Source organism: Streptomyces sp. NPDC024698 (assembly GCF_055559015.1).
The window spans coordinates 46,736-67,722 of sequence record NZ_JBVHLK010000002.1; the positions used below are offsets into that span (position 1 = coordinate 46,736).

At 72.3% G+C, this 20,987-nt stretch carries 20 protein-coding genes; 7 read left to right on the forward strand and 13 right to left on the reverse strand.

The features are described from left to right. Window positions 1–3: 3 nt before the first annotated feature. The 4 genes from ACZ4AA_RS04645 to ACZ4AA_RS04660 form a co-directional block, all read right to left on the reverse strand. Window positions 4–3,315 carry an SAV_2336 N-terminal domain-related protein gene (locus ACZ4AA_RS04645; RefSeq protein WP_467595293.1) on the reverse strand — a complete coding sequence of 1,104 codons (3,312 nt, stop codon included), beginning with the start codon at window positions 3,313–3,315 and terminating at the stop codon, window positions 4–6. A 7-nt stretch (window positions 3,316–3,322) separates the two neighbouring features. Beyond that, window positions 3,323–4,351 carry an AAA family ATPase gene (locus ACZ4AA_RS04650; RefSeq protein WP_467595296.1) on the reverse strand — a complete coding sequence of 343 codons (1,029 nt, stop codon included), beginning with the start codon at window positions 4,349–4,351 and terminating at the stop codon, window positions 3,323–3,325. Window positions 4,352–4,508: 157 nt separating this feature from the next. Next, the gene (locus tag ACZ4AA_RS04655; RefSeq protein WP_467595299.1) at window positions 4,509–6,632 is read right to left on the reverse strand and encodes a VMAP-C domain-containing protein; all 2,124 of its coding nucleotides are present in this window, start codon (window positions 6,630–6,632) and stop codon (window positions 4,509–4,511) included. Beyond that, window positions 6,629–7,210 carry a CU044_2847 family protein gene (locus ACZ4AA_RS04660; protein WP_467595301.1) on the reverse strand — a complete coding sequence of 194 codons (582 nt, stop codon included), beginning with the start codon at window positions 7,208–7,210 and terminating at the stop codon, window positions 6,629–6,631. The genes ACZ4AA_RS04655 and ACZ4AA_RS04660 overlap by 4 nt, the downstream gene beginning before the upstream one ends. Before the next feature lie 152 nt (window positions 7,211–7,362). Between ACZ4AA_RS04660 and ACZ4AA_RS04665 the strand changes: the two genes are divergently transcribed. Next, window positions 7,363–7,548, forward strand: coding sequence for a DUF6104 family protein (locus ACZ4AA_RS04665; protein WP_007266501.1), 186 nt, complete (start codon window positions 7,363–7,365; stop codon window positions 7,546–7,548). 77 nt (window positions 7,549–7,625) lie between these two features. Here the strand turns inward: ACZ4AA_RS04665 and ACZ4AA_RS04670 are convergent, their stop codons facing one another. After that, on the reverse strand, window positions 7,626–8,459 hold the full coding sequence (locus tag ACZ4AA_RS04670) for a hypothetical protein (protein WP_467595305.1): 834 nt from the start codon (window positions 8,457–8,459) through the stop codon (window positions 7,626–7,628). 163 nt (window positions 8,460–8,622) lie between these two features. Between ACZ4AA_RS04670 and ACZ4AA_RS04675 the strand changes: the two genes are divergently transcribed. Together ACZ4AA_RS04675 and ACZ4AA_RS04680 are read left to right on the forward strand one after the other, a co-directional pair. Further along, window positions 8,623–9,618 (forward strand): DUF4097 family beta strand repeat-containing protein, encoded by a 996-nt coding sequence (locus tag ACZ4AA_RS04675; RefSeq protein ID WP_467595308.1) that lies wholly within the window; start codon window positions 8,623–8,625, stop codon window positions 9,616–9,618. Window position 9,619: 1 nt separating this feature from the next. After that, window positions 9,620–10,699, forward strand: a complete 1,080-nt coding sequence (locus ACZ4AA_RS04680; RefSeq protein ID WP_467595311.1) for a PadR family transcriptional regulator — start codon at window positions 9,620–9,622, stop codon at window positions 10,697–10,699. Between the two features lie 208 nt (window positions 10,700–10,907). On the opposite strand, the gene ACZ4AA_RS04685 is transcribed toward ACZ4AA_RS04680, so the two are convergent. The 4 genes from ACZ4AA_RS04685 to ACZ4AA_RS04700 form a co-directional block, all read right to left on the reverse strand. Continuing rightward, on the reverse strand, window positions 10,908–11,477 hold the full coding sequence (locus tag ACZ4AA_RS04685) for a Clp protease N-terminal domain-containing protein (protein ID WP_467595314.1): 570 nt from the start codon (window positions 11,475–11,477) through the stop codon (window positions 10,908–10,910). Then, complete coding sequence (locus ACZ4AA_RS04690) at window positions 11,477–11,686, reverse strand: helix-turn-helix domain-containing protein (RefSeq protein ID WP_148010429.1); 210 nt, start codon at window positions 11,684–11,686, stop codon at window positions 11,477–11,479. The genes ACZ4AA_RS04685 and ACZ4AA_RS04690 overlap by 1 nt, the downstream gene beginning before the upstream one ends. A gap of 187 nt (window positions 11,687–11,873) precedes the next feature. Further along, complete coding sequence (locus ACZ4AA_RS04695; RefSeq protein WP_467595317.1) at window positions 11,874–12,839, reverse strand: zinc-binding dehydrogenase; 966 nt, start codon at window positions 12,837–12,839, stop codon at window positions 11,874–11,876. Between the two features lie 252 nt (window positions 12,840–13,091). Then, window positions 13,092–14,315 carry an NAD(P)-dependent malic enzyme gene (locus ACZ4AA_RS04700; protein WP_467595320.1) on the reverse strand — a complete coding sequence of 408 codons (1,224 nt, stop codon included), beginning with the start codon at window positions 14,313–14,315 and terminating at the stop codon, window positions 13,092–13,094. 538 nt (window positions 14,316–14,853) lie between these two features. Here ACZ4AA_RS04700 and ACZ4AA_RS04705 point away from each other — a divergent pair. Genes ACZ4AA_RS04705 through ACZ4AA_RS04715 form a run of 3 tightly spaced genes read left to right on the forward strand, consistent with a single transcriptional unit; the run spans window position 14,854 to window position 17,559 of the window. Next, window positions 14,854–15,807 carry an ABC transporter substrate-binding protein gene (locus tag ACZ4AA_RS04705; protein WP_467595323.1) on the forward strand — a complete coding sequence of 318 codons (954 nt, stop codon included), beginning with the start codon at window positions 14,854–14,856 and terminating at the stop codon, window positions 15,805–15,807. Window positions 15,808–15,835: 28 nt separating this feature from the next. After that, window positions 15,836–16,801 (forward strand): amino acid ABC transporter permease, encoded by a 966-nt coding sequence (locus ACZ4AA_RS04710; RefSeq protein WP_467595328.1) that lies wholly within the window; start codon window positions 15,836–15,838, stop codon window positions 16,799–16,801. Next, window positions 16,798–17,559, forward strand: coding sequence for an amino acid ABC transporter ATP-binding protein (locus tag ACZ4AA_RS04715; RefSeq protein WP_467595333.1), 762 nt, complete (start codon window positions 16,798–16,800; stop codon window positions 17,557–17,559). Before ACZ4AA_RS04710 ends, ACZ4AA_RS04715 begins: the two co-directional genes overlap by 4 nt. A gap of 85 nt (window positions 17,560–17,644) precedes the next feature. Here ACZ4AA_RS04715 and ACZ4AA_RS04720 read toward each other — a convergent pair whose 3' ends face one another. The 3 genes from ACZ4AA_RS04720 to ACZ4AA_RS04730 all read right to left on the reverse strand — a co-directional run bounded on the left by ACZ4AA_RS04720 (window position 17,645) and on the right by ACZ4AA_RS04730 (window position 19,790). Then, on the reverse strand, window positions 17,645–18,421 hold the full coding sequence (locus tag ACZ4AA_RS04720; protein ID WP_467595337.1) for a hypothetical protein: 777 nt from the start codon (window positions 18,419–18,421) through the stop codon (window positions 17,645–17,647). Next, window positions 18,418–18,906, reverse strand: a complete 489-nt coding sequence (locus tag ACZ4AA_RS04725) for a SigE family RNA polymerase sigma factor (RefSeq protein ID WP_387204671.1) — start codon at window positions 18,904–18,906, stop codon at window positions 18,418–18,420. The genes ACZ4AA_RS04720 and ACZ4AA_RS04725 overlap by 4 nt, the downstream gene beginning before the upstream one ends. A 125-nt stretch (window positions 18,907–19,031) precedes the next feature. Further along, window positions 19,032–19,790, reverse strand: coding sequence for a class I SAM-dependent methyltransferase (locus ACZ4AA_RS04730; protein ID WP_467595343.1), 759 nt, complete (start codon window positions 19,788–19,790; stop codon window positions 19,032–19,034). Window positions 19,791–19,890: 100 nt separating this feature from the next. On the opposite strand from ACZ4AA_RS04730, the gene ACZ4AA_RS04735 reads away from it, so the two are divergent. After that, the gene (locus tag ACZ4AA_RS04735; protein ID WP_385400879.1) at window positions 19,891–20,520 is read left to right on the forward strand and encodes a CGNR zinc finger domain-containing protein; all 630 of its coding nucleotides are present in this window, start codon (window positions 19,891–19,893) and stop codon (window positions 20,518–20,520) included. Here the strand turns inward: ACZ4AA_RS04735 and sodX are convergent. Continuing rightward, the gene (gene sodX, locus ACZ4AA_RS04740) at window positions 20,424–20,858 is read right to left on the reverse strand and encodes a nickel-type superoxide dismutase maturation protease (RefSeq protein WP_467595348.1); all 435 of its coding nucleotides are present in this window, start codon (window positions 20,856–20,858) and stop codon (window positions 20,424–20,426) included. The two genes, ACZ4AA_RS04735 and sodX, sit on opposite strands and share 97 nt — an antisense overlap. Window positions 20,859–20,987 lie beyond the last annotated feature (129 nt).

Here is a 20,987-nt window from a genome sequence, read left to right on the forward strand (position 1 = left end):
TTCTCACTCCAGCTCGGCCAGCCGCTGCGCCGTCTGCCGGGCCGTCGGCTCGCCCGCGCTCGCGACGCCGTCCGGCAGCCTTGACCACTCGGTCCGCGCGGCCCGGTAGGCCTCGCGCGCGGCACGCGGGCGCGCCGCCGCTTCGTAGGACATACCCCGCCAGTGCTGTGCCCGAGCGGCCAGTTCCACGGCTTCCTGACGCGTTCGCTCGGTCTCGGCCTCCTCCTCGGCCTCGCGCGCCGACTCGGCCGCGGCACGGAAGGCGTCGATGGCCTCGTCGAGCCGTGCCTTGCGGCCGAGGCTCTGGTAGGCCTCGAACTGGGCCTGTCCGAGCTCCAGCCAGCAGCGGGCGGTGGTGAGCGGCGGGCCGTCCTCAAGGGCCGCGAGGCCGAGGAGGTGCTCGGCCTCGCGCAGATCGACCCGGTCGCCGCGGGCGCGGTGGCGCAGCATCAGCGCGCGGCCCAGCAGCAGCAGCCGGTGCGCGAGTTCAGGGCTGCCCGCGGGTGTCTCCGTACGGCAGTCGCGCAGTACCCGGATGGCCCGGTACAGCGATTCGCCCGGGGCGCGTCCGCCGTCGAGCACGGCGTGCCGCAGCAGGGCCTCGCCCCATTCGGCGAGGACGTCCGCGTGCGCGGGGGCGTCCCGGGGCACTCCGCGGGAGGCCTGCTCGAACCGCGCGGCGGCGTCCTGGAGTTCGCGCGGGTCGCCCGAATCGGCGTACCGGGCGAGGTGGATGCGTCCGGCGCGGACCGACAGGGCCGAGCGCAGCCCCTGTTCGCGGGTCAGGGCGAGTGCCTCGTCGACATGGGCCCGGGCGTCGTCCAGTGCGCCGCCCGATCTGAGGAGCGCGTCGACGAGGTCGATGAGGATGCGGACGCGTGAGGACTCGGCGGCTTCGGCGGGCGCGTTCCCGGGGCCGCTCTCCAGGGCGGCGCGCAGGGAGCGCGCGCCCTGCTGCGCGTACAGCCTGGCCTGTTCGTGGTCGGCCGTGGCGCCCGACAGCCGCAGCAGGACGCGGCCGTGGGCGAGCGGGAGACCGGAGGGGCGGCTCCCCCGGTCGGGCCAGGCGTCGGCGAACGCCTCCAGCATGCCGACCGCGCCCTGGAGGAGCGCGCTGTCGCCGCCGAGGCGCCACTGCGCCTCCAGGGCCCGGACCCGTTCCAGGGTGAGCCGCAGGGCCTCGGCGGCGTCCAGGTCGGGTGCGGCGCAGGCCACCGCGTACTCGCGGTCGGCGCGTTGCAGCAGGTCGAGCGCTCCGCGCCGGTCGCCGCGCCGCCTGCGGTCGGTGGCGGCGGCGTGCAGGACCCGGGCCAGGACGGCCCGCTCGCGCAGGGCCCGTGGGTGCGCGACGGCGCGTTCGGCGGCGGCCTCCGCCTCGCGCAGCAGGTCGGCGCCGCCCTGCACCTCCCACAGCAGCAGGACGCAGTTGGCGTACTCGGCCCAGAGCTCCGGGTCGGCGCCGGGAGGCGTCTCGTGTTCGGTCGCGCCGCGCAGCAGCTGTACGGCGTCGATGAGGTCCTGCACCATGCCCTCGCCGGCGAACCGGTCGGCGAGTGCGCGGGCCCGGAGCACCGCGGGGTGGGTGCGCCGCCGGCCGGGCGGGTCGTCGGGGCCCCGGGCCGGCGCGTGGCCGGCGAACTGTTCGGGCAGGGGCATGAACCGCTCCAGCACCCGTGCGGCGACCTCGGCGAAGGGCTGGGGTACGAGGGTGGCGCCGCCGTTGTCGCCGTTCTCGCCCGGGTATCCGGCGCCGGGCGAGAGGGGCGGTCCCGAACCGCCCTCGCCGAGCTGTGCGAGGGCCAGGGCGGGGAAGTTGGGGCCGCCCTTGCCGAAGCGCTGCTCGATGTACTCGGAGCAGTGCTTGAGCACGAGCATCGCCTCGTCGAGCCCCAGCGGGGACAGCAGGGCTTCCTGCGCGCCGGGCGCGAACGCGTACCACTGGGTGCCGTCGGCGCCGTACTCCTCGGTCCTGGCACGGGAGAGGAGGCCGCTGAGCAGGACTTCGGCCAGTTCGGAGGGTCCGGAGTCGGGGAGCATGGTGCGCTGGACGAGCTGCATCACGGGGAGGCTGAGCGGGGCGGCGGCGAGATAGCCGGCGAGCCGCCCGGCGGTCTTGGAGGCGTTGGAGCGGAACCGGCTGACCAGTTCCAGTCCGGACATACGGCGTCCCGGCCGGGTGCTCCGGGCGGGCTCGTGGTGTCCGCGCACCCAGCCGACGGCGCCGGCCACGGGTCCCGCGCCCGCTCCGGACAGCAGGCGCGCCCAGGCGCCGAGCGCGATGGGCTCGGGCGGCAGGACGGGTATCGGGAGCGCGCCGCCGCGTGCCTCCGGCGGGGTGCCGGCGGGCAGCCGGACCTTCAGTGTGGCCGCGCCCGCGAGGGCCTCGCCGCGGGTCAGTTCGCCGTACGACACGGGGAGCCGGGTGCGATTCCACATGCGCTGCGGCAACGGCTGGAGCACGGCGGCGGGGCCGAGTCCTGACAGGCGGTGCAGAAGCCGGTGGGCGTGGCCGCTGTGCCACAGGGGGCCGGCGCAGTCGCTGACGAGGAGGGTGACGCGGCGGCCCGTGGGGTCGCTGAGCCGGTCGGCGGAGTGCAGGGGGGCCGCGCCGGGCTCGGGACTGCGGCTGACGGCGGGCTCACCGTCCGGGCCCTGGTGAAGGTGGCTGACCTGGATGTCCCGGAAGGCGCCCAGGCGGCCGAAGACCTGTTCCAGTTCGGCGAACATGCGGTCCCACACCCGCATGGACGAGGAGGCGTCCAGGACGAGCTGGAGCGCGGCGTCGGCGCGGGTCACCCCGCGGAACACCGGGAGGACCAGTCCGCCCGCGCGGGCGGTCCGTTCGGCGGTCCGGGTCTCGTCCAGGACACTGCGCAGGGGTGGCGCGGCGGTGCGGTAGCCCTGCAACGGGCGTAAGGCGCGCTGGAGTTCGAGGGGGGAGGGGAACGCGGGCGCGGCCGGTACGCCGACCGGCAGCACTGCCGAGCGGCCCTGCCCGTATCCGCGCGGCGCGCCGTCGCGCGGCACCGGGTACAGCGCCACGCGGCGTTCCGTCTCCGTGTCCGGCCAGACGGGTCCCGGTCCGTCGCCGGGCGGCGGCCGTTCGTCCGCGCGCGCCTCCGGGCGGACGACGCCGGGGTCCTCGGCAGCCGTCCCGCGAGCGGGCGGCGGGGTCATCTGCTCGCCCGCGGCCGGGTCCGTCGGGCGCGACCAGCGCGCCAGCCACAGCGCGTCGGCCAGTTGCCGGGCATCGGGGTCGAGCCCGGTCTGCCGTATCCGGGCGATGAGTTCGGCGATCGGGTCGCCGCCGGGCATCAGCGCGTCACCTCGGACGGTCGAGTCGCTGGATGAGCAGGTCGGCGAGCCGGTCGCGACTGGGCGGGGCCGCCGCGTCGGTGAGGTAGATGGCGTTCAGCAGCTGGTCGGCGGCGACGAGTTCGCTGCGCGAGCGCTCCAGGAAGTGGGTGATCAGATCGTCCCCGGCGCGCGCCGCCTCGTCGCCCAGGTGGGCGCGTACGAAGGTGGCGAGCCGCTTGTGGTCCGGGCGGCCCAGTTCCAGATGGATGCAGCGGCGCATCAGCGGGGCGGGGAAGTCGCGCTCGCCGTTGCTGGTGAGCACCACGAAGGGGAAGGTGTGGCAGCGCACCCGGCCGTCGCGCACCCGCGCCTTGGTGCCGTCGGCGGTGAGCACGGCGGCCTCGCCGCCGGGCAGGCGGTCGGCGACGCGCTCCAGCTCCGGGATCGCGAACTCGCCCTCCTCCAGGACGTTCAGCAGATCGTTGGGCAGGTCGATGTCGCTCTTGTCCAGCTCGTCGATGAGCAGCACGCGGGGGGTCTCGGAGGGCAGCAGCGCGGTGCCGAGCGGGCCGAGCCGGATGTAGCTGCCGATGCCCTCGACGGAACCGGGGGCGCCGGGAGCGGCCGGGTCGCTTCCGTGCGGCGCGGAGAGCTGCACGTCCTGGAGCCGGGCGATCGCGTCGTAGTGGTAGAGCCCGTCCTGGAGGGTGGACCGGCTGACGATCGGCCAGCGCAGGACGTTGCCGAGGCCGAGTTCGTACGCCACCGAGTGCGCGAGCGTGCTCTTGCCCGCGCCGGGGCTGCCGGTGACCAGCAGGGGCCGACGCAGATAGAGCGCCGCGTTGATCATTTCGAGTTCCTCGGCGCCCGGCCGGTGCAGTTCGGCCAGATGCCGGTGCGCGCCCAGCCTGCGGTCCTCGGAGCCGTCGCCGCCGGTCCCGGCGGCGTGCCGGCTCGCGAAGTCGCGCCACGGCGGCGGGGCCGGAAGCCGGTCGAGGCCGTCGTGGGGTTCGCCTGCGCCTCGGTAGATGAGCCACTCGCTGGAATCGGTCATTGCCCAGTCCTCGTCGTCACTCGTCCACACCGGCGGCCGTCGATCGTCGCCTCACCGTATCGATCCGCGAAGGACCCCGTAAGGTCCCAAGAGGGGCTCGCGGCAGCCCACTTCGGCCTGCTTCGGACATCGCGCGACAGGGAGTCCTCCGTTGCGGTCATGGCGCCTCCAGCAGGTCTCCGGTCCCCGGCAGGGGCCGGCGCGGATCGTCGTAGAACAGGGCGATCCCGTGGGCCCAGTACGTCTCGGGCCGGCCCTCGTCCAGTCCGGCCCGAAGCGCGTGCACGAGGTCGGGCAGACGGTCGGCGCCGCCCGCGCCCGCGACGGTGTCACCGGCTCTTCGGTGGAACTCTCCGCAGACCGCGTCGGACTGCCCGCGCCAGCGCCGCCACAGCGCGACGCCATATCCGCCGTGCACGATGCGGACGATGGCGACCGGGTCGTCCTCGAAGCGGTGGTCGCCGTAGCGGCAGAGCACCGGGATCGTCTTGTGCGGCAGGCCGCGCAGCGACTCCGCGGCCGGTACGGGTACCCGCAACCCGTCCTCGCAGTCGAGGACTTCGGCCTGCGCGCCGTGCGCGTGGATCCACCGCCAGCGTGCCTCGCGCTCGCTCTGCTCCTCGTCGGCGGGAAGCGGCGCGGCGGCCGGGGCGGCGGTGCCGTCCGGCTCGGGCAGCCGTTCCCGGTCGGCGCAGCGCACGACGACGGGCCGTTGGGCGCCGATCGGTGCCTCGCCCGGCCCCAGCCGCCAGGCGTCGACGTCGAGTCCGAGCAGCAGATGGGGCAGCGCCACCTGGAGGTCGGCGGGCCGCCCGGGTTCGTCGCACCGGCGGAACGCCTCCGTCAGGTGCGGGGCGAGCACGGCCGGCAGTTCCTCCAGCGGGGTGCGCTCGCCGTCGCGCAGCCGGACCACCTCTCCGCCAGGCCGGCCCACCGAGACGTGCCAGTCGCAGCGGCCCGGCTCCCAGCCCAGCTGCTCCAGTTCGAGCAGGACGAACAGGCGGGGCGCACGGTCGGCGCTGCGTGCAGCGGCGTGCGCCGCCTCTGCTTCCGCCGCCGCGGGTCCGCGGGGCGTCAACTGGAGCCGCTCGATCCACTGTTGGCCGAGACGGCGCCGGTAGGCGGGGCCCGGACGGCCCTCGGCGGTCTGCCGCACCCACTCCCACAGCGCCCGTTCGGCGGCCCGGGTGCCCGGGGTGACGAAGGGGCGTTCGGCGGACATCGCCCGCATGGCGTAGTCGAGGACGAGATCGAGGGCCGCGTCCTGGCGCGAGCTCTCGTAGAGCGCCCCGAGCCCGTCGCGCCAGCCGCGCGGGGCCGGATGCGGGATCGCCGCCCGGTCGCCCAGCAGGGATTCGAGCACACCGAGCAGGGCACGGGTGCTGACCGGCGGCGGCAGGTCGGCGAGCCGGCCGAGCAACTGGGTCCGCTCCTCGGGGCTGATCGCCCGGCCGGGCCGGGCGCCGAGCTGGTTCTGGACGTCGGCCCAGGTGCCGCGGTCGGTGTCCGGGTGGCGCTGCCGGTCGCGGTGGTAGCGGTCGTGGGCGTGGAAGACGGCGTGGTACGGGTCGTCGTGCTCGGCGGCCGGCTTCTCGGCCGGCACCGGCAGGGCCCGTAACTGCTCCACGCCCGTGCAGGTGCCGCCCAGCCCCCGGTCCGTGCGCGACTTCAGGACGCCGACGACCTCACCGCGTACGGGGTCGACGACCGGTCCTCCCGAGACGCCGGGCGGCAGCACGTCGCCGCCGAGGCGGATCTGCTCGTCGTCGGACCAGCCGCCGAGCGTGCCCTGGACCGTGCAGGTGCCGCTGAGCCGGCGCAGCTGCCCGCCGACCACGGACCAGCCGGAGTACAGGACGACCGACTCCTCGTAGTAGGCGGCCGGGCGTTCGGTGACGTAGGCGCAGTCGTGGTCCACCGGTTCGCGCAGCCGTACCAGGGCGAGGTCGGGGGACGGCCAGGTGCCGCGCGCAGGGAGCCCGGCGCGGTCCGGAAGGACCGTGGCGACCTCGCCGGTGACGGCGGACGTGCCGCGGCCCGGTCCTGTCTCGTACACCACCCTCACCTCGTTCCCCTCCCCGCTCCGGACCACATGTGCGCAGGTCAGAACCCAGTTCGGAGCGATGAAGAAGCCGCTCCCGAGGAACGTGCCGGGTTCGTCCAGGGCATACCCGGGGCCCGCGCGATGGATGCGCACGGTGGCGGCCATGACCAGATCACGCAGCGCACGGTGAGCGTTCCCGGGGCCGCCCGGTGCGCCCGGGGCGTGCCCGTCCGTCATGCCCGGCCCCCGCCGGAGGGGTCGGCGGCACCACCGTGCGCCGGGGCGCCGGGGGACGCGCCCGCGTGCGGGGCGGGTGGGTGCGGGGCCGGTTCGGGCTGGGTCAGTCGGAGCTGGGCCGGGGAGGCGTGCGGGTTCGCGGCCATGTGCGGGGCCGCGTGAGGGGGTGGTCCATCCGGGGCCGGTTCGGGAGCCGCGGTCGGTTCCGGGGCTCCGGCCGGTGTCAGGTCCGGTGGGCCGCCCTTCCAGGTGAGGGTCACCGTGATGGCCGCCTTGGCCTCGCCGTCCGCGAGCAGCCCGACCACCTTGCCGGCCTTCGCCGTGAGCTCGATGCCGAACTCGACGCCGACCTCGTCGGGCCGCACCGCGCGCAGCGGGGCGGCGAGTGAGCGGGCGACACCGGTGATCAGGGACTGGAGGCTCTCGACCTGGGCCTCCACCCGCTCCGCGAAGCCGACGTCCGTCAGGGACAGCTCGCCGCCGGGGTCCTCCAGTTCGTCCGCGCCCGAGATCCGGGCCCACACCGGTGTCCCGTCGGGCATCTCGATCCGTGCGATGCGCGTCACCGCGTCGCTCATGGCATCCCCCGTTCCCCCACGCCCCCGTGGTTGAGCCGACCTTGCAGGCTAGCCGCGGGGGCCCGGGCACGACAGGGGCCCTTCGTGGGCCCCTGCCCCCGCCTATCCTTTTCCCAGCGTTCCACTTCCCTTTCACCCACGGAGCACCATCCATGTACTTCACCGACCGCGGCATCGAGGAACTTGAGAAGCGGCGCGGCGAGGAAGAGGTCACCTTCGAGTGGCTCGCCGAGCAGTTGCGTACGTTCGTCGACCTGAACCCGGACTTCGAGGTGCCGGTGGAGCGGCTGGCGACCTGGCTGGCCCGGCTGGACGACGAGGACGAGGACGACGAGTAGGACCGCAGGCCAGGGCGGGAGCCCAGGCGCCGCGGGCCAGGGCGGGAACCCGGGCGCCGCACCCCGCGCGGAGACGTTCAGTCGTAGGCGCGCAGATGGTCGTAGGCCAGACCGAGGGCGCCGCGGAGCGTCAGGAGCGCTCCGGCGACGATCCAGCCTCCGCTGTGGCGCCGGATCCCCCAGGCGGTGAGCGGAAGGCCGACGGCCAGCTGCACCGCGGAGAGGTTGCGGGCCCGCGGGCCGCGCAGCCAGGGCCCGAGACCGCCGCTCTCCACGACGTCGAGCTCGGCCCCCACGGCCGCTCGCCAGCCGGTCCACTCGATCTGCTCGGCGTCGGGCCTGACCCGGACCACGTCGAGGAGCCGGTCCGCCGGCTCCCCGGGTTCGACCCCGGCGGGGAGAAGCACCCCCGCGCGCGTGAGGACGGCGAGCAGCCCGCTCACCCGCGCGTGAGCGTCGGCCGCCGGGTCGGGCTGTGTCAGCGGTTCCAGCGTCTGCATGTCGAGCACCGGGTCGAGGCCCAGACGGGAGGCGAAGGTGCGCATCGCCTCGTCCTCGCCGACCGGGGTGCCGTTCGCCAGCCATTCGTAGCCCACGGTGCGGCGGAACCCCGAGGCCAGGGTGAAGCCGCTCCGGTCGGTGTCCCACCAGAGCGCGAGGACGGGCCAGGGCGCGCCGACGGCGAGCGCCGCGGCCCAGCCGGTGAGCACGCGGTCGACGGGTTCCGCGCCCTGCTGCCAGGGCGTGCCCTCGGGGACCAGCAGACTCCAGTCGGGTCCCGCCCCCGTGAGCAGCATCCGCTCGCGCAGCAGCTGGGCGGCGGGGCCGACCGACTCGGGACGGGCCCGGCACAGCAGCAGGGCACCGGGGGCCGGACGGTCGTCCCGGGACGCGCCGGAGGCAGTCGACATAGCCCCACTTTAGGGCGAATTGCCCACTTCGACGCCTTCATGATCCCCAGAACGGGTGTCTTGACTTTCCGTATCCGCGATATATCGTGAATACGGAAGACGCGATATGGCGCGTCGAGTTCGGGCTCGCGCAGGGTCCGGTCCGGTCGAGGAGGTCTGCACCATGTCCGAGTGGTCCGTGACAGAGCCGAAGAAACTCGCCTTCGACGGCCCCGTGCAGACGCTGCACGTACGCATCGTCAACGGAACAGTGAACGTCGTGGGGACCGACGAAGGTTCCGCCCGGCTGGAGGTGTCCGAGCTGGACGGCCCCCCGCTCCAGGTGAAACACGAGGGCGGCACGCTCACGGTCGCCTATGAGGACCTTCCCTGGAAGGGCTTCCTCAAGTGGCTCGACCGCAAGGGCTGGCGCCGTGCGGCCGTCGTGTCCCTGGCCGTCCCGGCGGGCACCCACGTCGAGGTGGGCGTGGTCGGCGCCGCCGCCGTGGTCTCGGGGACGGACGGCCGGGTCCAGGTGAAGGGCGTCACCGGCGACACCACGCTCGTCCGCGTCTCAGGTCCTGTGCGGGTGGAGACCGTCTCGGGGAATCTGGAGGCCCAGGCGGTCACGGGCGACCTCCACTTCAACTCGGTCTCCGGCGACCTGACCGTCGTCGAGGGATCGGGCTCCTCGGTGCGGGCCGAGTCGGTGAGCGGCTCGATGATCGTGGACCTCGACACCACGGGCTCACCCACCGACGTCCGGCTGTCGAACGTCTCGGGCGAGATCGCCATCCGGCTCCCCCACCCCGCGGACGCCGAGGTGGAGGCCAACACCGCGAGCGGCAGCGTCTCCAGCGCCTTCGAGGACCTGCGGGTCAACGGCCAGTGGGGCGCCAAGAAGATCACCGGCCGTCTCGGCGCGGGCAACGGCAGGCTGAAGGCGATGACCGTCTCGGGCTCCATCGCCCTGCTGCGCAGGCCCCCGACGGAGGACGAGCCCTACGAGGACGTTCCCGGCCCCCGGGACACGACCCCTTCGTCCGCCCCGGACAGCCCGGACAGCCCTGCCGACCCGAACGGTCCGGACAGCCCTGCCGGCCCGGACAGCCCCGGCACGACCGCGGACACCGCCGAGGACCGGCCGGCCGGCTCCGCGACCGACAAGAAGGTGCTCTGACATGGCCCCCGTCTTCGCCCACGGCCGACTGCGTCTGTATCTCCTCAAGCTGCTGGACGAGGCCCCGCGTCACGGATACGAGGTGATCCGTCTCCTGGAGGAGCGCTTCCAGGGCCTGTACGCACCCTCGGCGGGCACCGTCTACCCCCGGCTGGCCAAGCTGGAGGCCGAGGGGCTCGTCACGCACACCTCCGAAGGCGGCCGCAAGGTGTACGCGATCACCGACGCGGGCCGCGCCGAACTGGCCGACCGCAGCGGCGAACTGGCCGATCTGGAGCTGGAGATCCGCGAGTCGGTGGCCGAGCTCGCGGCGGAGATCCGCGCGGACGTCCGGGGCGCGGCCGGTGACCTGCGCCGCGAGATGCTGGCGGCCGCCACCGAGGCACGCAACGGCACCTCGGGCGGCGCCGGGCCGAAGCGGGACGGCGCTCCCGTGGGCGCGTCCGGTGGCCCCGACGACTTCCAGGACAGGGAGTCGTGGCGGGCGGCGAAGGAGGAGATGCGGCGCGTCCGCCACGAGTGGAAGGAGCAGGCCCGCCGCGCGAAGGACGAGAGCCGGCGCGCCCGTGACGAGGCGCAGCGGGCCCGCCGCCAGGCCAAGGAGGCGCAGGAGAAGGCGCGCGCGCAGGCTCAGGAGGAGATGCAGCGCATGGCCAAGCGCGTCCAGGACCAGGTCCAGGACCACTTCGCGCGCGGGGACTGGCCGACGGGCGTGCGCGAGGGACTGACCGAACTGGCCAAGGAGTTCGGCGACTTCGGGAAGAACTTCGGCAAGGACCTGGGGAAGGACTTCGGCAAGGAGTTCGGCTTCGGCCGGGCACCCTCCGGGGCACCCGCGGAGCCGGAGTTCTCGTCCACCCCGGAGGATTTCCCCGCCGAGTACGAACCGTCCTGGGCCCACGAGGGCCCCACGGACAACCCCGCCCGCGATCTCGACCGGCTGCTGGACCGCTTCCGCGACGACATCCGCGACGCGTCCCGCGACCACGGCGTCGACGAGGACCAACTCCGCGACATCCGCCGCCACTTGTCGGCCGCGGCGGCCCACATCGCCTCAACTCTGCGCAGCGGACGGCCGTAACACCCCGGCGCCCGCGAACTCACCGGCACTCCCTGGCGGAGCGGGGCACCTACGTGGCCCCGCCCCGCCCGGTGTTCGGTGTTCAGCGACTCGCGTCGGCCCGCTCGTGCAGCCGCCGGTCGCGGGTCCGCCTCGGGGTGCCCCGGCCCGACTCGGCGCGCCCCGGCGCATATCCCGGCCCGGTCCGACTCACGCGGCCCGGCCCGACTCAGCCCGCCTTCGCCACTCCGTCCTCGCCGTACAGCACGCGTGTCACCGACTCGTAGGTGACACCGTGGTCGGCCAGTATCTCGGCGCCCACTCCGCCCCGGAGAGTGATCGCCAGCAGCAGGTGTTCGTCACCGATGTGGCGGTCGCGTCGGGCGACGGCGATCCGCAGGGCCCGCACCAGCACGTCCTTCGCCTCCTGTCCGAACGGCCGGCGTCGCACGCGCCGGCCGTCGCCGCCCCGCCCGCCCGGTTCCAGTGCCCCTTCGCCGTGGGCCTCCTCGATCCGGGCGACGATCTCGGACAGATCGATACCGAGCCCGGAGAGGGCGTCCGCGTCGGCGCGCGAGAGCCCGCCCCTGCGCCGCGCCACGGCGAGGTCCCGCTCCAGCGACTCCCGGAAGCCGGTCGCGCCCAGCGATGTCAGGGCGAAGGAAGCCCGGCTGCCCTCCCGGTCCAGGAGGGCCAGCACCATGTGCTCCTCGTCGACGCTCTCGCTCCCGATCCGCCCGGAGTGCGACACCGCGCCCTCGACCACGGCCCGCGCGTCCTTCGTGAATCGTTCGAACATCACTGCCTCCCGTACTTCTTGTGCACGGCCTGCCTGCTCACTCCGAGTTCCGCGGCGATCTCCTGCCACGACCAGCCCTGATGGCGCGCACTGCGCACCTGTACCGCCTCCAGCTGCTCCAGCAGCCTCCGCAGTGCGGAGACCGCCCGCAGCCCGATCCGCGGATCGCGGTCGCCCGCGCGCTCGGCGAGATCCGTTGCTTCGGTCATGACGTCAACCTACGTTGACATCTCCGACGTGTCAACCAACATTGACACCTGGACCGGGCACGCGAAAGGCGGGCCCGGCACACCGGACCCGCCTTCACCGCACCACTCCTCCAAGCCGGCCGGGGACAGCCGTCGACCTCGGCCCTCAGCCCTCGGCCCTCAGCCCTCAGCCCTCAGCCCTCAGCCCTCAGCCCGACGTCAGCACGATCTTGCCGAACAGGTCGCCGGACTCCAGCCGTTCGAAGCCCTCGCGGGCCCGGTCCAGCGGCAGCACCTCGTCGATGACGGGCCGTACGCCGGTGGCCGCGCAGAAGGCCAGCAGGTCCTCCAGCTCGTCCTTCGTGCCCATGGTGGAGCCGACCACCTTGAGTTCGAGGAAGAAGATCCGCGTCAGTTCGGCGTGCGAGGGCCGGTCGCCGCTGGTGGCTCCGGAGATGACGACCGTTCCGCCGGGACGCAGCGACTTGACCGAGTGCGACCAGGTGGCGGCGCCGACCGTCTCGATGACCGCGTCCACCCGCTGCGGCAGCCGCGCCCCGGGCTCCAGCGCCTCGACGGCCCCGAGTTCGAGCGCCCGCTTGCGCTTGGCCTCGTCACGGCTGGTGGCGAAGACCCGCAGCCCGGCGGCCCTGCCGAGCACGATCGCGGCGGTGGCCACGCCGCCGCCCGCGCCCTGGACGAGCACGGAGTCACCGGGCCGCACCCCGGCGTTGGTGAAGAGCATGCGGTACGCCGTCAGCCACGCGGTCGGCAGACAGGCGGCCTCCGCGAAGGACAGTTCCCTGGGCTTGGGCAGGACGTTCCAGGAGGGTACGGAGACCTGCTCGGCGAAGGTGCCCTGGTAGCGCTCGGTGAGGATGGACCGGGGCTCGTCGGGGCCGACCCCGTGTCCGCTCTGGCCGATGACGGAGTGCAGGACGACCTCGTTGCCGTGCTCGTCGATTCCGGCGGCGTCGCAGCCGAGGATCATCGGCAGTTTGTCCTCGGCGAGGCCGACCCCGCGCAGCGACCAGAGGTCGTGGTGGTTGAGGGAGGCGGCCCGTACGTTCACGGTCGTCCAGCCCGGCCTCTGTCCGGGGGCGGGGCGCTCCCCCAACTCCAGGCCGTTGAGCGGCTGGTCACTGTCGATTCGGGCGGCGTAGGCAGCGAACATGACCCTGACGATAGGCTCCGCCCCCGGCCTGGGGAACCGCCTCCGTCTGTGACACGTCCCCCACCGACCGGGTGGCCCCCGGCACAGACCTTTCCACGCCCCCTCCATCGATCACCGGAGGGGCTGATTCCTAGCCCGTCCGGCGATCGAGGACGAGGCCGTTCCGGCCGAAGCGGGGGTCCGGGGGCGGCGCCCCGGGTACGGAAAGGCCCCGCCGGGAGACATCCCGGCGGGGCCAGAGCTGGACGCCGGTCAGCGGCGGGCGACGCCCTCCGCACGGGCGGCCGCCGCCACCGCGGCCGTCACCGCCGGAGCCACCCGCTCGTCGAACGGCGAGGGAATGACGTAGTCCGCGGCGAGGTCGTCCCCGACGACGGCGGCCAGCGCGTCGGCGGCGGCGATCTTCATGCCCTCGGTGATCCGGGAGGCCCGGACCTGGAGCGCACCGGCGAAGATCCCCGGGAAGGCCAGCACGTTGTTGATCTGGTTCGGGAAGTCCGACCGCCCGGTCGCGACGACGGCCGCGTACTTGTGGGCGATCTCCGGGTGCACCTCGGGGTTCGGGTTGGCCATCGCGAAGACGAAGGCTCCCTCGGCCATGGAGGCGACCGCCGGCTCCGGGACCGTACCGCCGGAGACGCCGATGAAGACGTCGGCGCCCGCGAGCGCCTCCTCCAGCGAACCGGAGATCCCCGCCTTGTTGGTGATCTCCGCCAGCTCGCGCTTGACGTCCGTCAGGTCGTCCCGGTCCCGCGAGACCACGCCCTTGCGGTCGGCGACCGCGACATCGCCGAGGCCCGCCTCCAGCAGGAACTTGGCGATGGCGATACCGGCCGCGCCCGCGCCGGAGATCACCGCGCGCAGCTCGCCGAGCGAGCGCCCGGTGAGCCGGGCGGCGTTCCGCAGGGCGGCGAGGGTGACGACCGCGGTTCCGTGCTGGTCGTCGTGGAAGACCGGGATGTCCAGTCGCTCCTGGAGCTTGCGCTCGATCTCGAAGCACCGCGGTGCCGAGATGTCCTCCAGATTGACGCCTCCGAAGGAGGGAGCGAGCCGGACCACGGTCTCGACGATCTCGTCGACGCCCGTGCAGGCGAGCGCGATCGGCACCGCGTCCACACCGCCGAACTGCTTGAACAGGATGGCCTTGCCCTCCATGACGGGGAGCGAGGCCTCCGGGCCGATGTCACCGAGCCCGAGCACTGCCGTCCCGTCGGTCACCACAGCGACCACGGACGACTTCCACGTGTAGTCGTGGACGAGTTCCGGCTGCTCGGCGATCGCGCTGCACACCTTCGCGACGCCGGGCGTGTAAGCCAGGGACAGGTCGTCCTTGTCGCGGACCGGCACGGTGGCTTGCACTGCCATCTTGCCGCCGCGGTGCAGCGCGAAAGCCGGGTCGAAGGAATCGAGGGGCTCTGCCCCGCCTTCGTGATCCGTACTGCTGTCGCTGCGAGGATTGACGATCTCCGCTGCCACTTTGTTTACCCCTTAAGTCTTCAATGTTTGAGGGTGTCCACTCCTGGTTGAGGGGTGGGCGGGCACCGCACAGGCCCTGCCGCCGTGGTTGCGTACGGGCCGCTGCGCGACGGGCGCGCCGCACACGCGCCCTGAGCCCCGGATGAGGGGTGTAAAGAACCTTCTTACCGGACGGATGGTGCCGAGGACGAGTCGATAGAGACAAGATCACACGGCGGTGAGATGACTCATGCCATGATCCATTGACACGTCCGGACATGTCCTCGTTCAGCCACGAGTGCCGTGTAGCGGTCTTCCGCCTGCGGCGATGCGCCGAAGATCTTCCCGCCGGAAGGAAGGATTCCCGGACAAGATCCGGCGGTGCCGGACCGCCCGGTGTTGGTTCGGGGGTCACCCGTTATCCGATTTTGACATAGCGGCCACCCTGAATCTCGCGGTCCGAATGGCAAGATGCCGTCATTACACGAGGTCGCGACACTCGATGGTGTGTGTTTCCGTCGACCTATCGGCTACTCCCAGATCCGCCGGAGGAACCCTCATGACCGCACGCACCACCCGTCGTACCAAGGCCGCGCAGTCCCGGATAGCAGCGGTCGGCGCGATCGCGGTCGCCGGCGCGCTGGTCCTCACCGGCTGCGGTGACCAGACCAAGAAGGGCAGCTCCAGCGAGTCCGCCACCAACAGTGCGCCGCTGTTCTCCAAGCTGCCCAAGAAGATCCAGGACGCGGGCGTCATCAAGGTCGGCACGAACGCCGAGTACGCGCCCATGGAGTCGACCGAGGGCGGCAAGATCGTCGGCGTCGACCCGGACCTGGCCGACGCGCTGGCCAAGCAGCTCGGCGTGAAGTTCGAGTTCACCTCGGGCTCCTTCGACGGCCTGATCACCGCCGTCAACTCCGGCCGCTACGACATCGGCATGTCGTCCATCACGGACAACAAGCAGCGCCAGGAAGGCCTGGACGACAAGGGCAAGAAGCTCGGCCAGGGCGTCGACTTCGTGGACTACTTCACGGCCGGTACGGCCATCTACGTGAAGAAGGGCAACCCCGAGGGCATCAAGGGCATCGAGGACCTCTGCGGCAAGACCGCCGCCGTGCAGCAGGGCACGACGTACGAGGCGGCCCTGAAGGACCAGTCCAAGAAGTGCACGGACGCCGGCAAGAAGGCCATCGACATCGAGTCGTTCCAGAACGACACCGAGGCCCAGACCCGTGTGAAGTCGGGCGGCGCGGTCGCCGGCATCAACGACTACCCGGTGGCGGTCGACCTGTCCAACAAGGCCGACGGCGGCAAGGCCTTCGAGGTCATCAACAAGCAGTACGACGCCGGCCCGTTCGGCATCATCCTCAACAAGAACAACACCCAGCTCCGCGACGCGCTGAAGGAAGCCGTCGACGCGATCATCAAGGACGGCTCGTACCAGAAGGTCCTGGAGAAGTGGGGCGCCCAGTCCGGCGCGATCTCGCAGTCCGCGATCAACGGCGGCAAGTAAGCCGAGAGCACCACTGAAGGGCAGTCACGTGACTGACAAACTCGACAAGTCCCCCTCGGACACCCCGCCCCCGGGCGACTCGGTGTCCGCGGGCGCGGCGTCCGGGCCGGCCCCGGAGACCATCAAGGCGATCCCCGTCCGGCACTACGGCCGGTGGATCAGCGGCGTCATCGTCCTCGCGCTGCTGGTGGCGCTCGGCATCGCGTTCTCGCACGGCAACATCCAGTGGCACACGGTGGGCGACCAGCTCTTCGTCTCCACCGTCGTCCAGGGCGCCGGCCGCACGCTGCTGATCAGCATCCTCGCCATGATCGTGGGCGTGGTGCTGGGCATCCTCCTCGCGGTGATGCGGCTCTCGAAGAACCCGGTGACCAGCACGGTCGCGTGGCTGTACATCTGGTTCTTCCGCGGCACCCCGGTCTACGTCCAGCTGCTGCTGTGGTTCAACCTGGCGCTGATCTTCCCGGTCCTGAACCTCGGGCCGATCTACAAGAACGACATGACGGCCGTCATGACGCCGTTCATGTGCGCCCTGCTCGGTCTCGGTCTGAACGAGGCCGCGTACATGGCCGAGATCTGCCGCGCCGGTCTGCTGGCCGTCGACGAGGGCCAGACCGAGGCCGCGCAGGCCCTCGGCATGAGCCACACGAAGACGCTGTTCCGCATCGTGATCCCGCAGGCGATGCGGGTGATCGTGCCGCCGACCGGCAACGAGTTCATCAACATGCTGAAGACCTCGTCGCTGGTGTACGCGGTCACGTACAACGAACTGCTGCGCTCCACCTCGGCGATCGGCTCCACGTCGTACGCCGTCATGGAGATGCTGTTCGTGGCCTCCATCTGGTACCTGGCCATGACCAGCGTGTTCAGCGTCTTCCAGTACTACCTGGAGCGCTACTACGCACGCGGTTCCAGCCGCAGCCTGCCGCCGACCGTCTTCCAGAAGATCAAGGCGAACATGCTCGGCCTCGGCAGTGAGAGGGGCAAGGCATGACCGCGATGGTGAAGTCGGAGGGCGTGCACAAGTCCTTCGGCCCGGTGGAAGTCCTCAAGGGCATCGACCTGGAGGTGAACACCGGTGAGGTGTTCTGCCTGATCGGCCCCTCCGGCTCCGGCAAGTCGACCTTCCTGAGGTGCATCAACCACCTTGAGAAGATCAACGCGGGCCGTCTGTACGTCGACGGTGATCTGGTGGGCTACCGCCAGAAGGGCGACAAGCTCTACGAGCTCAAGGACAGCGAAGTCGCCCTGAAGCGCCGTGACATCGGCATGGTCTTCCAGCGTTTCAACCTGTTCCCGCACATGACGGCCGTCGAGAACGTCATGGAGGCGCCGATCCAGGTGAAGGGCGTCAAGAAGTCGGACGCCCGGAACCGCGCGATGGAACTGCTGGAGCGTGTCGGCCTCGGCGACAAGGCGAAGAACTATCCCTCGCAGCTCTCCGGCGGCCAGCAGCAGCGCGTGGCGATCGCCCGCGCGCTGGCGATGGACCCGAAGCTGATGCTCTTCGACGAGCCGACCTCGGCGCTGGACCCGGAGCTGGTCGGTGACGTCCTCGACGTCATGCGCGACCTCGCCGAGTCCGGCATGACGATGGTCGTCGTCACGCACGAGATGGGCTTCGCCCGCGAGGTCGGCGACAGCCTGGTCTTCATGGACGGCGGTGTGGTCGTCGAGGCCGGCAACCCGCGCGACGTCCTGACGGACCCGCAGCACGAGCGCACGAAGTCGTTCCTGTCGAAGGTCCTCTGACCGGAACACCCGCGCTCCCGGGCGCAGGAACAAGGGGCGGTACGGGTCTCCCGTACCGCCCCTTCCGCTGCTTCCGCCCCTTCCCCTACTTCAGCAGGGCCGGGTTCTGGATCAGCTTGCTCAGCTGGGTCCGGGTCAGCGGCGGGGTCCTGAGCAGCGGGCCGAGCCGGCCCTTGCCCTGGAACCCGGTGCTGGCCCGTACCTGGAGGAAGCCGCCGCCCTTCAGGACCAGGCGTGCGTCGAGCTCCCGGCCCCCGGCCGGAACCGGGTGCAGGGCGGGATCGGCCGGGGGCGTCTCCCAGACGGCCAGAAGACCGCCGTCGGACAGCTTCTGCGTGGTGCAGCCGACGCGCCCGTCCTTGGGGGCGTCCTTGCAGGGGTCGCCCAGGCCCTTGCCGCCCGTCTTCGTCGCGATCACGGACGCGGTGACCACGCCGACGCTGATGTAGCCGACCCCGCCGGGCCGGGCGACGGCGTAGTCACCGTCGTACGGGCCGACGGGCTCGGGCAGCGGGGCGTTCGGCATCTGCTTGAACAGGCGCAGGAGCGAGATCTCGCTGATCCTCCCGGTCCCGGCGGGCAGCAGCTTCGCGAAGCGGCCCGCCTTGGTCGTGTACTCGCCGGCGGTGGGCGTGCTCGCCACGCTCGCGCCGTGCCCGGTGTTCAGCACGCCGGGTCCGAGGACCAGGCCGGCCGCGACGGCGGCCGCGACGGCACCGGTCGCCGCCGTGCGCCGCTGCCACCGCACGCGCGCGGCCTTCGCGAAGACCTCCTCCCCGCCCCGGCTCCCGGGCACCTGGACCTCGTCCACGGCCCGCCCGAGCAGCTCCCTCACGTACTCCGTCTCCGCTTCCTGATTCATGCGTACTCCTCCCGCACCGCGGCTCTCAGTGCCGCGAGTCCCCTGGCCGTGTGGCTCTTGACCGTGCTCTCGCGCATCCCGAGGACCTGGGCCGTGGCGGCCACGCTCAGGTCCTCCCAGTAGCGCAGGACGAGCACCGCCCGTTGTTTCGGCGCGAGTTCCGCGAGCGCGGCCCGCACCATGAGTCCGGTGTCGCTGTCGACCGACCGCCCCGCGACGTCCGGCACCTCGCCGTACGCGTGCTCGCGCCGCCAGAACCGGCGGCGGGCGGAGATGAAGGTGTTGACCAGCGTCTTGCGGGCGTAGGCCTCGAGGCTTTCGAGGCGCCCGTGCCGCCGCGCGCCGAGGACGACCTTCACCAGCGTCGTCTGGACGAGGTCCTCGGCCTCGTCACGATTGCCGCACAGCAGGTAGGCGCTGCGGAACAGAGCCGTCCGTCTGCCCTCCACGAAAGCGTGCAGAGCGGCTTCCTCGCCGCGCGTCATCCCGCCCCCTTCCCGGCCCGCGCTCGCGGACCGTCTCACCCTTCCAGTGCGGCGGGAGGCGCCGCAGGACGCGGAAGAGGCGGTACGGATTTTCCGTACCGCCTCCAACAGGGTCCCCGCGCGGGCTACTTGACCGCGAGCACCAGTGCGTCCGAGGGGGAGCGCCACACCGGCCGGGCCTCGCCGAAGCCCTGTTCGCGCAGGACGCGCGCGTGCCAGTCGGCGGAGGGCATGTCGCCGTCGGCGTGCTCGCCGTAGATCTCGAAGCGGCGGGCGGTGGGTCCGGCGAGGACGGGGTCCTGGGCGGCCACCTTCCACCATTCGGCCCAGTCGAGGGCGCCGTCCCGCTTCGCCCGGTCCATCCGGGCGTGCCGCTGGGCGCTCTCGGCGGCGTTGATCCGGGGTGTCGCCCCGTCGATCATGTGGTCCGCGTTCATGAACACACCGCCGTCGCGGACGAGTTCGGCGATCTGGCCGTAGAGGGTGGTGAGGGGTCCGCTGTGCAGCCAGTGCAGGGCGGTGGCGGTCAGGACGGCGTCGTACGTGTCGTACGGGAGCCGGGCGCGCCAGTGCGGGTCCTTGAGGTCGGCGGTGACGAGGGAGACGCGGTCGTCGCCGGCGAAGGTGCCCTCGGCGATGGCGAGGAGCGCGGGGTCGAGGTCGACGCCGGTGCTCGTGGCTCCGGGGAGGCGGGCGAGCAGCCGGGCGGTGATGGTGCCGGTGCCGCAGGCGAGGTCGAGGACGCGGGGCGCGGGTCCGGCGAGCGCCTCGGTCATGTCGAGCATCACGCGGAAGCGTTCCTCGCGGTCCGGCATGTACCACTCCTGCTGCCGGTCCCAGCTCCGCTGCCAGGCGTGCCAGTCGGTTCCGGTGCCGATGGCCATGAAAGCCCCTCCTCCAGTCGCCCACGTAATACCCTGTAAGCGCGATCAGCTGTTACCTGACCACCGCCACGACGATAGAGCGCCTCCGTAAGGACTACAAGTGGAACTGGCCTATTACTCGGATTACGCCGTCCGCCTCGTCAACACCGAGGAACCGGCCCGGGGCAAGGACGCGCTGACCTCCGTCGAGGCCGTCCGCGACCTGTTCGGGGGCAACGCCTCGGCGGCCCGCCGCGCCGCGGAGGCGGACGTGACCCGCTTCCGTTCGGTACGGGGACGGCTGCGCGCCGTCTTCGAGGCAGCGGCCGGCGGCGAGGAGACCCTCGCCGTGGACCTGCTGAACTCGCTGCTCCTCGAATTCCCGGTGAGCCCGCAGATCTCGGGGCACGACCACCGCGACGACGACGGCCGTCCGCTGTGGCACATGCATCTGGCCGACCACCCGTCGAACGCGACCGCGGGCTACGCGGCGATCGCGGCGATGGGACTGGCCTTCCATCTCACCGAGTACGGCGTCGACCGGCTCGGCCTGTGCGAGGCGGCCCCGTGCCGCAACGCCTACCTGGACACCTCGACCAACCGCTCCCGGCGCTACTGCTCGGACCGCTGCGCGACCCGCGCCAACGTCGCGGCCTACCGCGCCCGCAAACGCCTGGAGGCGGACCGGGCGGGAAGCACGGGCCTGGCGGCCACCAGCACCCAGCGGACGACGGCGAACGGCGAACGCTGACCCGTCTTCGGCGGCCGGAACCGGAACCGCACCTTCCCGAGGACGAGTTCCTCGGGGACGGTTCCGTAGTCGGTGCTGTCCCCGCCCGCGAACGCGTTGTCCCCGAGCACCCACCAGCCGCCCTCACGCCGTTCCGCGATCCGCTTCACGACCAGCAGGTCCTGCTGGAACGGATGCCGCAGGACGACGACGTCCCCCGGCCCCACCCTGGCTCCCCAATGGACGACGAGCCGATCCCCGTGCAGGAGCGTGGGCACCATCGAAGGGCCCGTCACCTCCGCCGCCCCGAAGGGCAGTAGAGCCTTCCCCCGCTCGGTCTCCCGCGACAGCTCCGGCATCGACGGCACCTCCCCGGTCCTATCCTCCACCAGTCCCAGTTTCACCCCGGACTTTTGTCCCAAGCCCATGGGGGCACTCGCGAAATACGCTCTCCCACGGAGTAATGTCCCACCTGAGAAGACGATCAC

Excerpts from the sequence above, each read along its gene's own strand:
- sodX (WP_467595348.1), bottom strand. The coding sequence starts at position 20,858 with ATGCCGGAGCTGTCGCGGGAGACCGAGCGGGGGAAGGCTCTACTGCCC.
- ACZ4AA_RS04690 (WP_148010429.1), bottom strand. The coding sequence starts at position 11,686 with ATGACCGAAGCAACGGATCTCGCCGAGCGCGCGGGCGACCGCGATCCG.
- ACZ4AA_RS04715 (WP_467595333.1), top strand. The coding sequence starts at position 16,798 with ATGACCGCGATGGTGAAGTCGGAGGGCGTGCACAAGTCCTTCGGCCCG.
- ACZ4AA_RS04705 (WP_467595323.1), top strand. The coding sequence starts at position 14,854 with ATGACCGCACGCACCACCCGTCGTACCAAGGCCGCGCAGTCCCGGATA.
- ACZ4AA_RS04665 (WP_007266501.1), top strand. The coding sequence starts at position 7,363 with ATGTACTTCACCGACCGCGGCATCGAGGAACTTGAGAAGCGGCGCGGC.
- ACZ4AA_RS04730 (WP_467595343.1), bottom strand. The coding sequence starts at position 19,790 with ATGGCCATCGGCACCGGAACCGACTGGCACGCCTGGCAGCGGAGCTGG.
- ACZ4AA_RS04680 (WP_467595311.1), top strand. The coding sequence starts at position 9,620 with ATGGCCCCCGTCTTCGCCCACGGCCGACTGCGTCTGTATCTCCTCAAG.
- ACZ4AA_RS04685 (WP_467595314.1), bottom strand. The coding sequence starts at position 11,477 with ATGTTCGAACGATTCACGAAGGACGCGCGGGCCGTGGTCGAGGGCGCG.
- ACZ4AA_RS04650 (WP_467595296.1), bottom strand. The coding sequence starts at position 4,351 with ATGACCGATTCCAGCGAGTGGCTCATCTACCGAGGCGCAGGCGAACCC.
- ACZ4AA_RS04660 (WP_467595301.1), bottom strand. The coding sequence starts at position 7,210 with ATGAGCGACGCGGTGACGCGCATCGCACGGATCGAGATGCCCGACGGG.
- ACZ4AA_RS04655 (WP_467595299.1), bottom strand. The coding sequence starts at position 6,632 with ATGACGGACGGGCACGCCCCGGGCGCACCGGGCGGCCCCGGGAACGCT.
- ACZ4AA_RS04720 (WP_467595337.1), bottom strand. The coding sequence starts at position 18,421 with ATGAATCAGGAAGCGGAGACGGAGTACGTGAGGGAGCTGCTCGGGCGG.
- ACZ4AA_RS04725 (WP_387204671.1), bottom strand. The coding sequence starts at position 18,906 with ATGACGCGCGGCGAGGAAGCCGCTCTGCACGCTTTCGTGGAGGGCAGA.
- ACZ4AA_RS04675 (WP_467595308.1), top strand. The coding sequence starts at position 8,623 with ATGTCCGAGTGGTCCGTGACAGAGCCGAAGAAACTCGCCTTCGACGGC.
- ACZ4AA_RS04670 (WP_467595305.1), bottom strand. The coding sequence starts at position 8,459 with ATGTCGACTGCCTCCGGCGCGTCCCGGGACGACCGTCCGGCCCCCGGT.
- ACZ4AA_RS04695 (WP_467595317.1), bottom strand. The coding sequence starts at position 12,839 with ATGTTCGCTGCCTACGCCGCCCGAATCGACAGTGACCAGCCGCTCAAC.
- ACZ4AA_RS04645 (WP_467595293.1), bottom strand. The coding sequence starts at position 3,315 with ATGCCCGGCGGCGACCCGATCGCCGAACTCATCGCCCGGATACGGCAG.